14 protein-coding genes are annotated in these 14,178 nt (G+C 70.0%); 6 read left to right on the top strand and 8 right to left on the bottom strand.

Translation table 11 applies throughout. The features are described 5' to 3' along the window. Positions 1-18 precede the first annotated feature (18 nt). From OG303_RS03965 to OG303_RS03945, 5 genes are all read right to left on the bottom strand, one after another. Positions 19-816 carry an SDR family oxidoreductase gene (locus OG303_RS03965; protein ID WP_405864749.1) on the bottom strand — a complete coding sequence of 266 codons (798 nt, stop codon included), beginning with the start codon at positions 814-816 and terminating at the stop codon, positions 19-21. 85 nt (positions 817-901) lie between these two features. Further along, complete coding sequence (locus OG303_RS03960; protein WP_405864747.1) at positions 902-1,906, bottom strand: biotin-dependent carboxyltransferase family protein; 1,005 nt, start codon at positions 1,904-1,906, stop codon at positions 902-904. Further along, positions 1,903-2,640 carry an allophanate hydrolase subunit 1 gene (locus OG303_RS03955; protein ID WP_405864745.1) on the bottom strand — a complete coding sequence of 246 codons (738 nt, stop codon included), beginning with the start codon at positions 2,638-2,640 and terminating at the stop codon, positions 1,903-1,905. The genes OG303_RS03960 and OG303_RS03955 overlap by 4 nt, the downstream gene beginning before the upstream one ends. 22 nt (positions 2,641-2,662) lie before the next feature. Then, entirely contained in the window at positions 2,663-3,478 is an 816-nt protein-coding gene (locus tag OG303_RS03950; RefSeq protein ID WP_405864743.1) for a LamB/YcsF family protein, read from the bottom strand. Positions 3,479-3,505: 27 nt separating this feature from the next. After that, the gene (locus OG303_RS03945) at positions 3,506-4,882 is read right to left on the bottom strand and encodes an MFS transporter (RefSeq protein WP_405864741.1); all 1,377 of its coding nucleotides are present in this window, start codon (positions 4,880-4,882) and stop codon (positions 3,506-3,508) included. 840 nt (positions 4,883-5,722) lie between these two features. Between OG303_RS03945 and OG303_RS03940 the strand changes: the two genes are divergently transcribed. From OG303_RS03940 to OG303_RS03930, 3 genes are all read left to right on the top strand, one after another. Next, positions 5,723-6,361, top strand: coding sequence for an RraA family protein (locus tag OG303_RS03940; protein WP_405864739.1), 639 nt, complete (start codon positions 5,723-5,725; stop codon positions 6,359-6,361). Continuing rightward, entirely contained in the window at positions 6,358-7,440 is a 1,083-nt protein-coding gene (locus OG303_RS03935; protein ID WP_405864738.1) for a D-2-hydroxyacid dehydrogenase, read from the top strand. Before OG303_RS03940 ends, OG303_RS03935 begins: the two co-directional genes overlap by 4 nt. A gap of 265 nt (positions 7,441-7,705) precedes the next feature. Next, positions 7,706-8,188, top strand: a complete 483-nt coding sequence (locus tag OG303_RS03930; RefSeq protein ID WP_405864736.1) for an SDR family NAD(P)-dependent oxidoreductase — start codon at positions 7,706-7,708, stop codon at positions 8,186-8,188. A gap of 5 nt (positions 8,189-8,193) precedes the next feature. On the opposite strand, the gene OG303_RS03925 is transcribed toward OG303_RS03930, so the two are convergent. After that, positions 8,194-8,316, bottom strand: coding sequence for a hypothetical protein (locus OG303_RS03925; RefSeq protein ID WP_405864734.1), 123 nt, complete (start codon positions 8,314-8,316; stop codon positions 8,194-8,196). A gap of 106 nt (positions 8,317-8,422) precedes the next feature. Beyond that, positions 8,423-9,145 carry a TetR/AcrR family transcriptional regulator gene (locus OG303_RS03920; protein WP_405864732.1) on the bottom strand — a complete coding sequence of 241 codons (723 nt, stop codon included), beginning with the start codon at positions 9,143-9,145 and terminating at the stop codon, positions 8,423-8,425. A 76-nt stretch (positions 9,146-9,221) separates the two neighbouring features. On the opposite strand from OG303_RS03920, the gene OG303_RS03915 reads away from it, so the two are divergent. Continuing rightward, on the top strand, positions 9,222-10,826 hold the full coding sequence (locus tag OG303_RS03915) for an FAD-dependent oxidoreductase (RefSeq protein WP_405877067.1): 1,605 nt from the start codon (positions 9,222-9,224) through the stop codon (positions 10,824-10,826). A 60-nt stretch (positions 10,827-10,886) separates the two neighbouring features. Here OG303_RS03915 and sigJ read toward each other — a convergent pair whose 3' ends face one another. Beyond that, complete coding sequence (gene sigJ, locus OG303_RS03910; protein WP_405864730.1) at positions 10,887-11,825, bottom strand: RNA polymerase sigma factor SigJ; 939 nt, start codon at positions 11,823-11,825, stop codon at positions 10,887-10,889. 158 nt (positions 11,826-11,983) lie between these two features. Between sigJ and OG303_RS03905 the strand changes: the two genes are divergently transcribed. Continuing rightward, on the top strand, positions 11,984-12,613 hold the full coding sequence (locus tag OG303_RS03905; RefSeq protein WP_405864728.1) for an LUD domain-containing protein: 630 nt from the start codon (positions 11,984-11,986) through the stop codon (positions 12,611-12,613). Between the two features lie 492 nt (positions 12,614-13,105). Then, entirely contained in the window at positions 13,106-13,921 is an 816-nt protein-coding gene (locus OG303_RS03900) for a DUF899 domain-containing protein (RefSeq protein ID WP_405864726.1), read from the top strand. Positions 13,922-14,178: the final 257 nt, after the last annotated feature.

Genomic DNA, 14,178 nt, shown 5'->3' with positions numbered 1-14,178 from the left:
CTCCTGGTAACGGGGTGTTCAGGCCTGCGGTGCGGCGTCGGCGGGTGCGCCCGCCCAGCGGCTGATCTCGAGGTCGCCCGAGGTGTCGCGCTGCCGGGTGGGGGCGACGACGATCTCCTGGAGGACGACGCGCTGGGGGAGTGTGACGGCGAGGCGGATGGCCGCGGCCACGTCCTCGGGCTGCACCATGTGCGCACGCTCCTCCGGGGCCGGCGGCCGGGCACGGTTGTCGAGGATGGGGGTGTCCGCCTCCCCGGGCAGCACGGTGATCGCGCGCAGCCCCTGGTTGCGGAAGGTGTTGTGCAGGAAGGTCATGAAGTTGCGGACCCCGGCCTTGGCCGCGCCGTAGGCGGCTCCGCCGAGCAGGTTGGGGTTGACGGCGGCGAGCGAGGAGACGGTGACGATCGTCCCCGTGCCGCGGCCGAGCATGTCGGGCAGTACCGCCTGGGTGAGTTGGAAGACCGCCGTGAGGTTCACGTCGAGCACCTCACGCCACTCGTCGTGCGGCAGCCATTGCGGGTTGAGCACCGACGAGGCGCTGCCCGCGTTGTTCACCAGGACGTCGACGGGGCCGAGTTCGGCGTGCACCCGGTCGAGGACCCGTGTCACGTCGTCGGAGCGGGTGATGTCGGCCGCGAGGGCGAGGGCGGTTCCGCCCTCGGCGCGGATCGTGGCCGCGACGGCGTCGAGGGCCTCCTGCCGGCGGCCGACCAGCACGACGGTGGCGCCGTCCCGCGCGAGCAGCCGCGCGGTCTCGAGCCCCATCCCGCTGCCCGCTCCTGTGATGAGCGCGGTCCTGTCGGCCGACGTCGTCACCGTTCCTCCTTCATGACATATGCGAGGTATGTCTGATATGGGATCCGAGAGATATGATATCTCAGTTTCAAATGAGAATACCTTCTCAGTTGATGCGGGACAAGGGTGCCGAGAACCCGAGCGCGCCGAAGGCCTCTGCCGCCGCGTGTCCCAGCGCGCGCACTTCGGCCTCGCGCGTGGCGAACCGGCGCAGCGAGGTCTCGCGGTCGGTCCAGCGGAAGCGCAGTTCCCGTCCCGGACCGGCCTGTCCGAGCAGGGGCAGACAGGCCCGCGAGGCGACGCCGACGATCGGATAGCCCGCCGTCAGGCTCCGGTAGCGGCCGAGCACGATCAGCTCGTCCGCATGCGGGATCTGCAGCGCGCCGATGGGCACACCGTGCGACACGATCTCGGTGTCGCCCTCCGGGTGGAGCACCGGCCCGTCGAGCCGGAGCCCCACGTGGTTGGAGCGGGGCGTGACGACGTACGTCGAGTCCTCGATGAGCTCGCGGATGCCGGTGATCGTGTGGATGCCGTGGCTCGCGACGACGTCGACGACCCAGGGCCCGTCGTCGAAGCGCGGAACGGGAACGGGCAGCCGGAACAACGGCGGTTCGAACAGCCGGCGCCCGAACCCACGGAACTCCGTCTCCAGCACCACCCGGTCGCCCCGGGCGATGACCTGCCCGAATCCCATCCTGGCGTCCGGCGCCGTGCTTCCCAGCAGGGTGCCCGCGCTGAGCGTGCCGTTCACGGCCAGATAGGCCCGGGTCCCTTTGCTCACGTCGCCGCGGACCCGTACTTCCTGGCCCGCCGGCACCACCAGCGGCGACCAACTGTCGACGGGCGCGCAGCCCACGGTGACCTGCGCGGGGGCGCCGGTCACCGCCAGCAGGACGTCGGCGTCCGGCACCAGGGCCAGCTCGCCGCCGAGGCTCTCGAGGAGTGTCGCGCCCCGGGCGTTGCCCACGAGGAGGTTCGCGACGGCTGCCGAGTGCTGATCGGCCGCGCCGCCGGTGGGCACACCGCGCTGCTCCGTGCCGCTGCGGCCGAGGTCCTGGAACGTCGTGACCCATCCGCCGCTCGTGATGTCGAGTGCCACGGTCGTCATACGGGTTCCTCCACCGGCAGCAGGAAGCCGGCGTCCAGCGCCGAGGCCTCGTTCCGGGTGACGGGGACGAAGCGCACGATGTCGCCGGTGCCGAACGAGACGGGGTCCGGGCGGGAGATGTCGACGATGGTGTGCGGGGTGCGCCCGACGACCCGCCATCCGGTCGGACCGGGGAACGGCTGGATGATCGCGTTGGTCCCGGCGATCATGAGGGCGCCCGGGGCGACGTCCGTGCGCGGTTCGGCCCGCCGGCGCACCGGCCGGGGCACCTTGAGCCCGTCCATCATCGGCGCCATCGCCGCGCCCAGGAGGGCGATCGTGAAAGTGGACTCCGCGATCGCCTCGACGACCTCGGCGGGGGCCAGGCCCAGCTCTTCGGCCACGGACGCCAGATCGGGGCCGGTCTCGTCGTCGAAGACGACCGGGACGGCGAACTCCCGCACCGCCCGCACACGGGCCGCCCCGTCCGACGGCGACGGCGCCCACTGCGCCACCAGGCGGGCCGCGTACTCGACGTGCTCGAGCGCCGTCTGCAGCGGGTCGAACTCGATGAGCAGGGACTCGAGACCGGAGACGACGTCGAGCACGCCGTGGGGGCGGTGGGCCAGGAACCGGTCACGGAAGGCGACGATCCCGGCCCGGCGGATCGCCTGGTCGGTGTGGGGGATGGTCACCATCACCGCCGAGTCCCCGAAGGGCTCGGCGGTGATGGCGCCGTACTGGGCTGTGGTCATCGCCTGATCCTGTGTCCGTCCCTCAGTGGGCGAGGGCCGCCTCTGCCTTCTCGGCCTTCTCCGCCAGCACGTCCCGCAGACCGGCGACGCGGATGCCCTCGGCCGCGAGCGCGGCACGCAGGGCGGTTCCGTTCGCGAGGACGGACGGGTGGTCGCCGTGCAGCAGCAGTACGTCGGCGTCGTGGCCCAGCGGCACCACGTTGCCCTCGACCGAGAGCACGGTCCCCTCCCGTACGACCTGGGCGCAGCGGCGGCCGATCAGCTCGGGGTCGTGGATCAGACCGCCTTCGTGCGAGCGGGGAACCGGCATGCCGTCGTCGCCGTATCCACGGTCGGCCAGGAAGACGTAACCGACCTCGAGGCCGCGCTTGCGCGACTCCTCGGCGAGCAGCCCGCGCTGGCAGATGACGATGTAGTCGGTGTTGTACGCGGCTACCGCGTCGGTGATGGCACGGGCGTGCTTGGCGTCGGTCTGCGCGATCGATCCCATACGGCCGTGCGGCGCGACATGGCTGATGGTGCCGCCGTGCACCCGCGCGAAGGCGTCGAGCGCGCCGAGCTGGTAGAGGACGTCGGTGCGGATCTCCTCCTCGGTCGCCTCGATGAGCCGGCGGCCGAAGCCGACGAGGTCGGGGTAGCCGGGGTGGGCCCCGAGTTCGATCCCGCGCTCCACGCAGTCGGCGACGGTCCGGTCCATGATGCGCGGGTCACCGGCGTGGAAGCCGCAGGCGATGTTCGACGAGGTGACCAGGCCGAGCAGGGCGGCGTCGTCGCCGATCGTGTAGTTGCCGAAGCTCTCACCGAGATCGGCGACGACGGCTGCGGAGTTGATTCCCATGGTGTCTCCCGGGATGTAGCGGGTGTATCAGGTGGTGGCGAGCGGCTGGCCCTTGGTCTCGCGCACGAACGCGAGGGCGACCAGAGTGATCAGGGCGGTGATGATCGAGGCGAAGGCCGGGATCAGGTTGGAGCCGGTCGACTCGATCAGCTCGGTCATCAGCAGCGGGGCGCTGCCACCGAAGATGATCGTCGAGATGCTGAAGCCGATGCTGTACGCGGAGTAGCGCACGGTCGTCGGGAACATCTCGGCGAGCACGGTGTGGACGACGGCGGCGTGGCCGGAGAAGGCGATCGCCAGCACGATGGTGCCGACACAGGCCAGCCCGAACTCGCCCGTGACGATGAGCCGGAACATCGGGTACGAGACGACGGCCATCGCGATGGCGGATCCGGCGAGGACGGGCCTGCGGCCGATCCGGTCCGACAGGCGGGCCATGAGCGGGATGGCGACAGCGATGGCGATCAGGCTGAACGCGGTGACCGTGAGCGCCCGCAGCATCGAGAAGTTGTGCTCGCCGAGCGAGGTCTTCAAGTAGGTCGGCATATAGACGAAGAGCAGGTAGTAGCCGGGGCCGTTCAGCGCGGGGAGGAAGATCGTGAGCGCGATCGCCTTCAGGTGGCGCGGGGAGGTCAGGGCGTCCCGCAGCGGGTTGCGGGCGACGGTCTTCTGCGCACGCAGCACCGCGAAGTGCGGGGTCTCCTCCAGCCGGCGCCGGATGTAGAAGCCGACGTAGCCGAGCGGGACGGCCAGCAGGAACGGCACCCGCCAGGCCCAGGAGGTCATCGCGGCGTCGCCGAGCGTGGTGATGAGGACGGCGGAGAAGGCGCTGCCGAACATCAGGGCTATGAACGAGCCGACGGCGATGAAGCTCATCATGTAGTTGCGGCGCGCGTCCGGGGCGTACTCGCCGACGAAGGACATGGCGCCGGCCACCTCACCGCCCGCCGAGAAGCCCTGCAGCACACGGAGCAGGACCAGCAGCACGGGCGCGCCGACCCCGATCGCGGCGTGCGAGGGGATGAGGCCGATGGCCGCGGTCGCCGCGGAGATGAGGACCAGAAGCGTGGCCAGCAGGGACTTGCGACCGAGCTTGTCCCCGAGGTATCCGCAGATGACGCTGCCGAACGGGCGGGCGATGAAGCTGATCAGGAAGCCGACGTTGGTGAGGAAGAGCCCCCCGGCCTCCGCCCCGCCCATGATGTTGATCGCGAGATAGGTGACGAGCAGGCCGTAGATGCCGTAGTCGTACCACTCGACGAAGGACCCGATGGCGCCCGCGACGGTGGCCTTGCGGACGACCTTGCCGTCGGCGGTGACTATGTCGACCGCTGCCACGGCGGGCCTTTCCGACGAGGCCTCATGACGGTCCGATGTGGTGTCGAGCCGATCTGACGTTGTCATACGCGTTCACTTTCGGTGTCGCGGACTCCGGGACGGTGTCCTGAGAATCATGCGCTGAACGTGCTAGCGGCCGGCAGTCGCTCCGGTGCCGAGGTGGACCCATACGCTGTTGGCTCTGCGGGGCAGGCGGTGATGGCGCCTCGGGATGATCGCGTGGTTGTGCGGTGCTGTTCAGGAACCGTCCATCGGGACTTGCTGTGGCCCGGTGTCGGAGTCGCCGTCGTGTCGGCAGGGGGCTGGAACAGCTCCGGAGTCAAGTTGCGACTTCGATCGCGAATGAGAATAGGTTCGCATTCTGGGGGCGGTCAAGAGTCTGCGTTGCCCTGAAGTTAACCCTGCGATTCCATCGCGCTTCCGTACTGGATCGTCAGCATCTCCATGGCTGCTCGGCGCCGGTTTCGGCGATCTCGACACGCTTGACGGACTTACGTTCGTTGCGGAAGTCGAGCTCGGGCCTGTCTGTCTGGCGCCTTTCCTTGATCGGACGGAGCGCTCGCCGTGGTGCGCCGGCGACGCCATCACCTGGGATGCCGCCCTTGTCTTGTGGCGTGGATCGATGCACACTGACTCTCATAAAAAGCGAAAGCTTTCGCATTTTATGGACGGGACGGGACGGGAACAGTTCATGGCCCCAGCGCCACAAGCGGCGGGAGCCGTCCCGGCGGGGCAGGTGCCACATCCGCCGGAGCAGCCGCGGGGAGAGACCGGCGCTGTCGTGCCGCACCCGCCGAGCGGGCCCGGCGGACGGGCGCCCGTGCCGGGGCCCGACTGCTCGACGTCGGCCCGTTCCCCTCTCTGTCTTTCCAGTCCCCGTACCGACACCACCCGAAGGAGCCTGCGATGACTCAGGACAACGTGCGCGTGACCAGCTCATGGGAACGCGTCGACGGGCATGTGCTGGACCGATTCCGCACACACTCCGTGGCCAACCTCGGCGACGCCCTCGACCGGCTGAACATCGTCGACGGCGGGATCGCGCCCATCTGGAACGGTGCCAAGGCCGTCGGCACCGCCCTCCCGGTCCTCACCGTCGCGGGCGACAACAAGGCCGTGATCGCGGCGCTGGAGCACATCCGCCCCGGCGACATCCTCGTCATCAACGCCTTCGGCTACGAGGGCCGCGCCATCATCGGCGACAACCTCGCCCAGCGGTTCGCCGTGTATGGTGCCGCCGGCGCGCTCGTCGACGGATACGTCCGTGACGCCGCCATCATCGAAGAGCTCGGTGTCCCGGTCTTCGCCCGCGGGCTCACCCCCGCAGGACCGTTCAAGAACGGGCCGGGCACGATCGGTGAACCGGTCGCCATCGGTGGCGTGGTGGTGAACCCCGGCGACATCGTCGCCGCCGACGGGGACGGCGTCATCGTCATCCCGCCGCACCGCGCCGACGAGGCGCTCAAGACGGTCGAGGAGATCGTCGCCCGCGAGGCCGACCTGGACGCCGAGGTCGAAGCGATCCGGGACAGGCTCGCCCGATGACCACGCCGCGACAGGTGGCACAGCAGCAGGTGCCCGCGCGGCTCCGGGTGGCGGTCGCCGCGCCGCTGTCCGAGGGCAACTGCGCGCGCATCCAGGAACTGGAGCCGCGGATCGACCTCGTCATAGACCAGTCCCTGCTTCCTCCGATGCGCTGGCCCGCCGACTTCGCCGGTGACCCGTCCTGGCGGCGGACCCCTGAGCAGCAGCGCGCCTACGAGGCAGCCGTCGACTCCGCCGACGCCCTGTACGGCATCCCCGATGTGGACCCGGCGGCCCTGGCGCGCACGATTCGGGCCAACCCGCGCCTGCGCTGGGTGCACACGATGGCCGCGGGCGGCGGCAGCCAGGTCAGGGCCGCCGGGCTCCGCGCGGACGAACTCGACCGGGTGCTGTTCACCACCTCGGCGGGAGTGCACGGACAGCCGCTCGCGGAGTTCGCCGTGTTCGGAGTCCTGGCCGGCGCCAAGGGTCTGCCTCGGCTGAACAGCCAGCAGCGCCACCGCGAGTGGAGCGGCCGCTGGACGATGGGGCAGGTGAGCGAGCAGACCGTGCTCGTGCTCGGTCTTGGCGGCATCGGTCGCGCCGTCGCCGCGAAACTCCACGCGCTGGGCGCGACGGTCATCGGTACGAGCAGAAGAGACGTCACCGTCCCCGGTGTCTCCACCGTGCTGCCTCCGGACCGTATCGCCGAGGTGGCCCCTTCCGTGGATGCCGTCGTGAACACGCTCCCTGGCACCGAGGCGACCGAGCATCTGCTCGGCAAGCGGTTCTTCGACGCCCTGCGGCCCGGCGCCACCCTCGTCAACGTCGGCCGCGGAACCGTCGTCGACGAGTCCGCTCTGCTCGACGCCCTCGACTCCGGCCGTGTCGGCTTCGCCGCCCTGGATGTCTTCGAGACCGAACCCCTGCCGGCCCACAGCCCCCTCTGGGATCACGACCACGTCCTGGTGAGCCCCCATACCGCCGCGCTCAACGCGGCCGAGGACCGCCTCATCGCCGAACTGTTCGCCGCCAACGCCACGCGGCTCCTCGACGGAGACAGCCTCCTCAACCGCGTGAACACCGTCGAGTTCTACTGACCGGACCGTCGCGTTCCCGTCACCAGGAAAACCAGTACGGAGATGACCTCCCCCTTCGACCTCACCGGCAAAGTCGTCCTGGTCACCGGATCGAGCCGCGGCATCGGACTCGCATCGCCACCGGCCTCGCCGACGCCGGAGCCACCATCGTCCTCAACGGCCTCGACCCCGCCCGCCTCGAAGCGACGCGCGCCACGCTCGCCGACCGCTTCGGCGCCGGCCGTGTCGCGGCGCCCGGGCGTTCGACATCGTCGACGAGGACGCCGTGGCCCAGGCCCTCGCGTCGATCGAGTCCGAAGTCGGCGCCATCGACGTCCTGGTGAACAACGCGGGCGTCCAGCACCGTGAACCCCTCGTCGAGGTGAGCCTCGACAACTGGCTGCGGGTGCTCGAGGCCAACCTCACCGGCGCCTTCGTCGTGAGCCGCCATGTCGCCCGCCGGATGCTGCCACGCCGTAGCGGCAAGATCATCAACATCTGCTCGGTCCAGACCGACCTGGCCCGCCCGGCCATCGGCCCCTACACGGCAGCCAAGGGCGCCCTGCGCAACCTCACCCGGGCCATGACGTGGGAATGGGCCGGCGCAGGACTGCAGATCAACGGAATCGCATCCGGATACATCCACACGCCTTCTCCGTCGATGACGCCCTGGAGGCCTTGGCCGTCGCCGCGGACGCGTCGGTCTCGGGCAAGGTCCTCCTCAGCTTCTGAAGACACCCTGCGGCTTCGGCACCCCGCGCCCCCTTGACCGAGCTAGCCGGACATCGCCACGCTGCTCGAGGCACCGTACTTCGCGCAGGTGACCTGACCTGCCGGGTCGTACGGCACGGCGACTTCGCCGGCCGCGACGACCCGATCGAGAAGCTGGAGGTGCACGTCATCGGATGCAACAAGACCGCCAGGCCCTACCGATGGACCTGCGAAGGCACCCCGCTCAAGGCCATGGGATCAACACCCCTCCATGAACTTCCGTGAAGCAGCACTAGCGATGGGCGAGGCCGTCGATCATCAGGGCCAGGGTGAAGTCGAACCGGTCGTGGCCCTCGCCGGCGGTGAGTTCGGCCGCGTAGCGGGTGGTGTGGGGGAAGGTCTGGGCAGGCAGCGCGGTCAACCGGCGTAGCAGTTCGTCGCGGTCGAGGACCCAGGCGGCGTCATCATGTGCTGATCGCCGGCGTGCGATCGATGCCTCCAGGCAGTAGGCGGCCACGTACAGCAAGAGGGCGTCGATGGCCCAGGCGGCGGCCTGCGGGTCGACGCCGCCGGTGAGCAGGATCGCCAGCATTGCTTCGCTCACGCGCAGGGTCTCGAGGTCGGTGGGGGCCATGGCGAGCGCGGCGCGGGAGATTCCGGGGTATTTCAGGTACTGGTCGCGGATCTGGGTGCACACGCCGCGGATCTGCTCGCGCCAGGCGGCGGGGTCGGGCTCGGGCAGCACCAACTCGGCGCACAGCCGCCCGATGAGCAGCTCGTCGAGGTCGGCCTTGTTGACCACGTGTGCGTAGAGCGAGGCGGGTCCGGTTTCGAGCGCGCCGGCCAGCCGCCGCATGGTCAGTGCCTCGTAGCCCTCTGTGGCGATGACGTCCAGCGCGGTGTCGACGACCTGTTCCACGGTGATCGGGGCCTTGCGGCGCCGTGGCCTGGGGTCGGCTTCGACTTCGGGGTTCGGTGGCTGGTGGCGTGCCGCGCGTCGCTCTCTCGGGTTCACCGGGCCATCGTAGCTTGCGGCGAACGTCGTTCGCTTGACACGAACAGCGTTCACGCATAGAACAGCGTTCGTGACGATGAATGTGAACCAGGACGTGGACGTGACCGTGGTCGGCGCCGGGCCGGTGGGCCTCGTGCTCGCCGCGGAGCTGGCGCTCTCCGGGGCGACCGTGCAGGTACTCGAGCGACGGGCCGAGCCGGACGAGTCGATGAAGGCGGGGTCGATCAACGTGCCGACGGCCGAGGCACTCGACCGCCGCGGCCTGCTGCCTGCCGCCGAAAAGGTGCAGCGAGAAATGTTCGAGCGGATCGGGTCGTTCGCTCGCATGGCCAACGACCAGCCGCCCGGTGGCGGTCGGCGAGCGCGTGAGTCGCGGTTCACCGGGCACTTCGCGGGGATGGTCCTCGACGCCGACCTCGTGGACTGGTTCGATCCCGACCTGGCCGCGCACGCCGCGGTCGACGGGGCGAGGATGGTGCCGCAACGTGAGCTGGAGGAGTTGCTGGCCGACCATGTCGCGCGACTCGGCGTACCGGTGCGTCGGGGGGTTGAGGTCACCGCGCTCGAAGACGCCGGCGACGGCGTGCTCGTCGGCACCACAGCCGGCACGGTGCGCACCGGGTGGCTGGTCGGGTGCGACGGCGGGCGCAGCACCGTACGCCGCCTCACGGGCATCGACTTCCCCGGCACTGACCCCGAACTCACCGGGCACCTGGCGCTCGTCGACATCGCCGACCCGGAGAAGCTCGGAGACGGCTGGGCGTGGTCGACCCGGGGGGCGTACCGCTACGGGCCGCAGCCCGGGCGGGTGGTCACCGTGGAGTTCCACGGCCCTCACGCCGACCTGCCCGACGCTCGGGTTGGCTCGCGCGGGAGGACCTCCAGGGCGCCGGTCACCCTCAAGGAGTTGCAGACCAGTCTGCGCCGGGTCTCGGGCACCGATGTCACGCTGACCGCGCTGCGCGGCGCCGCGACCCGCTGGAGCGACAACGCCCGCCAGGCCGCGACCTACCGGTCGGGGCGGGTGCTTCTGGCCGGCGACGCCGCGCATGTGCACCCGCCGTTCGGCGGTCAGGGGCTCAATCTCGGGGTCGGCGACGCGATGAACCTCGGTTGGAAGCTCGGTGCCGTGATCGCCGGGTGGGCACCCGAAGGACTGCTCGACACCTACGACGCCGAGCGTCGCCCCCTTGGCGCCTGGGTGCTGGACTGGACGCGGGCCCAGATCGGGGTGCTGCGCGGGGACGCCAAGTCAGCGGCGCTGCGGGAGGTCGTCGCCGATCTGCTGGGCACCCGCGACGGCACGACCTACGCGGTCAAGAAGATCTCCGGCGTCACGCAGCGCATCGACCTGCCCGGCGACCATCCGCTGGTCGGCCGGTACGCCCCCGACCTGTGGCTCAGCGACGGCTCCCGTCTGGTCGACCACGGTCACGGCGGCGGATTCCTGCTGCTCGACCGCACTGCGGATGGCGCGTTCGCCCGCTTCGCAGCGGCGCGGTCCGGGCGAGTGAGCAGTGTGACCGACGACCACGCGACACCGACCGGGGTGTTGGTACGCCCTGACGGGGTGGTCGCCTGGGCCTCCGACACCACTGACATCGCCGCCGTCACCGGCCTCGAAGCCGCCCTGCACGGGTGGACCGGCGCACTGTCGGCCTCACCCGAGCCCACTGCTTGAGGGTGTCCCGCTGCTGGGGTGGCGGCTGTGAGCGGACCGGTGGTGGGAGGGAGTTGTGCGTCAGCCCGTCGTCCAGCGACGGAGTTTCTCGGGGTTGCGAACCACCCAGATGTGCTTGATCCGGTCGCCCGAGACGTCGAAGGCGAACACCGTCACGGTGACGCCGTCCTGCTCAGCCACCAGACCGGGCTGACCGTTGACCGTACGCTCCAGGAACGTCATGTTGCCGGGCCTCCGGCGGGCGATTTCGACCCAGGCGTGCGCGACCTGTTCGCCGCCTTCGATGGGGTGCAGGAAGGTCGTGGCGAGGCCGCCGCCGTCGGCGATCGCCGTGGCGTCGGGGTCGAGCAGGCCGATGAGGGCCTCGATGTCCTTGGCTTCCCATGCGCGTTTGAAGTCCCTGACGATGCCGGCGTGTTGGGCTGCCGGAGTCGCGGGATGCTGGGAGGCCCGGATGCGGCGGCGGGCGGAGGAGGCCAGCTGGCGGCATGCCGCCGGGGTACGGCCGACGATCTCGGCCACTTCGGCGAAGGAGTGGCAGAAGACGTCGTGGAGGATGAACGCGACGCGTTCGGCCGGGGTCATCGATTCGAGCACGACCAGGAAGGCCAGGTTGACCGACTCGTCCAGGGTGACCCGGTCGGCCGGGTCGGCGGCGGTGCCGCCCTGCTGCGTGGGGCTCCATTCCGTACGTTCGGGTAGTGGCTCGGGGATCCATTCGCCCACGTAGGTCTCTCGCCGGGCCCGGGCGGAGCCGAGCAGGTTGAGGCAGATACGGCTGACGACCGTCGTCAGCCAGGCGCCGGGGGATTCGATGGCGTCCTGCTGCTGCGGAGACATGGCGTACCAGCGGGCGTAGGTCTCCTGGACAGCATCCTCGGCCTCGGCCAGGGAGCCCAGGAGGCGGTAGGCGACATTGATCAGTTGACGCCGCTCACTCATGATCGCGTCCAGGCCCGGATCGGGCCGGCCGTGTCCTGCTCCGGATCGCGTGGTCATGGTGCCGACGGCTCCCTCGGTCGCATCTGCTCTCACCACCTCGACAAGACAGCGCACCGGAATGTGAGGCCGGCGCGGCGCCTCACATTCCAGGGGGCTGTGTTGTCGAACCGGTGAGACACACACAGCATCCAGCGAACAGGAAGATCAGAGACATCATGACTACCCACATGCCGGCAACACCGTTCGCCGACCCGGCGCCAGCGCAGCGCCTGGAGCGGGCGGCCACCGCTCTGACCGCACACGGTTTCACCGTGGAAATCCTCGATGACGTCGCCGCCGCGCGTACCCGCATCAAAGATCTGATACCGGAGGGCGCCAGCGTGTTCACCGGGGCCAGCGAGACCCTCCGCCTGTCCGGCATCGATGAGGACATCAACGCCGGCGGACGGTACCAAGCCATCAAGCCACGCGTCCTGGCCATGGACCGCGTCACCGGCGCCGACGACATCCGGCGGCTTCTCGCCAGCCCCGACGTGTCCGTGGGCAGCGTCGCCGCGGTCACCGAAACCGGCTCCCTCGTGGTCGCCTCGGGCAGCGGAAGCCAGTTGCCCGGCTACGCCGGCGGCGCCGCCCGCGCGATCTGGATCGTCGGGGCACAGAAGGTGGTACCCGACCTGGACACCGCACTGCGGCGCATAGAAGACCATTGCCTCCCGCTGGAAAGTGCCCGCACCCAGGAGGCCTACGGGTGGCCCAGCGCCATCAACCGCCTTCTCATCCTCAACGCAGAACACCAGCCTGGACGCGGCACCGTCCTCCTGCTCCGCCAAGCCATCGGATTCTGAACGACCAGAAGTCTCCCGGCCAAGGCTGATCCAGAGCGGCAGCAGGGTGAGCCGCCATGGCCACCACTTCTGGGCAGGACGCTCGGAGCCCGCGCAGATCACTGGCCATGAGCGGCGGCGTTGTGGGGGAGTGTCCCAGCGGTGGTGGTCCAGGCACTACGGATCAGGCAGAGCCTCGAACTGAGCCCACAGCGGTTCGGCAGACCGAAATGGCAGCGCAGGCACGGACATCCTCGTTTTCGATCACAGGAGTATGCGCCCGAGGGATCTTGAGGCTCGGTGCCTCGGTTGGTTCTGGACCCTGCCGCGCCCACCGATCTGCGCGCGCTCCCAGAGCGCGTCTGCGAACTTGTCAGCCCGACGTGGTCCGTGCAGGCTCGGCCGGGGGAGACCCATGCCGCGATGAGTTCCGACCGGGTCACGAGTCTGTTCTGGTGACCGCAGTGGAACGTCGTACGACGCTGCCCGGCGCGAGACACCACGGAGGACACCATGCCGACCACGCCGAGTGATCCGACCACCGCACTGCCCGGCCGCCCACCCGTCGTCGACCTGGCCACATGGCAGGCCGCCCGTGACGAACTGGTGGTCCGCGAGAAGGCGCACACCCGCGAGGGCGACGCCATCGCCGCAGCCCGCCGTCGGCTGCCGATGGTGGAGCTCGACGGGTCGATCGAGGTCGTCGGACCCGACGGACCGGTCCCGTTCCTGGACCTGTTCCAGGGCCGCGACGAGCTCGTTGTCTACCAGCACATGTGGTACGACGGCGCGCCGCACCAGGGGCAGTGCGAGGGCTGCACCACTACGGCCTGGCACGTGAAGGACGCCGTCTACCTCAACGCCCGCGGCGTCTCGTTCGCCGTGTTGACCACGGGCCGGTGGGACGAGGTGGCCTCCTACGTCGAGTTCATGGGCTACACCCAACCCTGGTACTCGGTGCGCGACGTGGATGCGCCCGTCGGCGGAGAAATGGGATACATCACCTGCTTCCTGCGCGCCGGCGACCGCGTGTTCCTCACCTACTCCACGACGGGCCGTGGCAACGAGCCGGTCAACGGGTCCCTCAGCCTGCTCGACATGACACCGTACGGCCGCCGCGAGGCATGGGAGGACAACCCCGACGGCTGGCCCGAGGCCCCTGATGCCGGCTCGCCGGTCGGCGGGCATGGCGCGCCGATTTGCTGGTACTGGCGCACGGACGCCGACGGCGTCGCCACCTGGGGACCGACCGGCCGGCCCGTGCCTCAGTGGACCCGCCCCGGCGCGACCCCCGAGGAGACCCTCGGCCGGCACGGCAACCACCACTGACGTGCTCTCGGCGACGGCGCCCACGAAGCCATGATCTGGACCACCGCCACCTGGCAGTCAGTAACCACCTCACCCACCATGTGGTCGGGCACCCAACTCCGCAGGGCTGGCTGACAATTGACAGCTCACCGTCGTGAGTGCCCTGGTCCCGGTGGCCATCCTCATCGCCTCACCGGTGCTGCTGCCAGCCGGAGCGCCGATCCGCCGCCAATACCTCCGCTACGGCCAACGGGACGGGGCCCCACAGAAGACAAGGT

This window comes from Streptomyces sp. NBC_00005 (assembly GCF_045160215.1).
GTDB lineage: Bacteria > Actinomycetota > Actinomycetes > Streptomycetales > Streptomycetaceae > Streptomyces.
The sequence above is the reverse complement of the archived record's forward strand: the minus strand, read 5'-3'. Positions and strand labels throughout refer to the sequence as shown.

Bases quoted from the DNA above. Each gene is read 5' to 3' on its own strand.
- OG303_RS03960 (WP_405864747.1), bottom strand. From the start codon at position 1,906: ATGACGACCGTGGCACTCGACATCACGAGCGGCGGATGGGTCACGACG.
- OG303_RS03955 (WP_405864745.1), bottom strand. From the start codon at position 2,640: ATGACCACAGCCCAGTACGGCGCCATCACCGCCGAGCCCTTCGGGGAC.
- OG303_RS03950 (WP_405864743.1), bottom strand. From the start codon at position 3,478: ATGGGAATCAACTCCGCAGCCGTCGTCGCCGATCTCGGTGAGAGCTTC.
- OG303_RS03945 (WP_405864741.1), bottom strand. From the start codon at position 4,882: ATGACAACGTCAGATCGGCTCGACACCACATCGGACCGTCATGAGGCC.
- OG303_RS03940 (WP_405864739.1), top strand. From the start codon at position 5,723: ATGACTCAGGACAACGTGCGCGTGACCAGCTCATGGGAACGCGTCGAC.
- OG303_RS03935 (WP_405864738.1), top strand. From the start codon at position 6,358: ATGACCACGCCGCGACAGGTGGCACAGCAGCAGGTGCCCGCGCGGCTC.
- OG303_RS03915 (WP_405877067.1), top strand. From the start codon at position 9,222: ATGAATGTGAACCAGGACGTGGACGTGACCGTGGTCGGCGCCGGGCCG.
- sigJ (WP_405864730.1), bottom strand. From the start codon at position 11,825: ATGACCACGCGATCCGGAGCAGGACACGGCCGGCCCGATCCGGGCCTG.
- OG303_RS03905 (WP_405864728.1), top strand. From the start codon at position 11,984: ATGACTACCCACATGCCGGCAACACCGTTCGCCGACCCGGCGCCAGCG.
- OG303_RS03900 (WP_405864726.1), top strand. From the start codon at position 13,106: ATGCCGACCACGCCGAGTGATCCGACCACCGCACTGCCCGGCCGCCCA.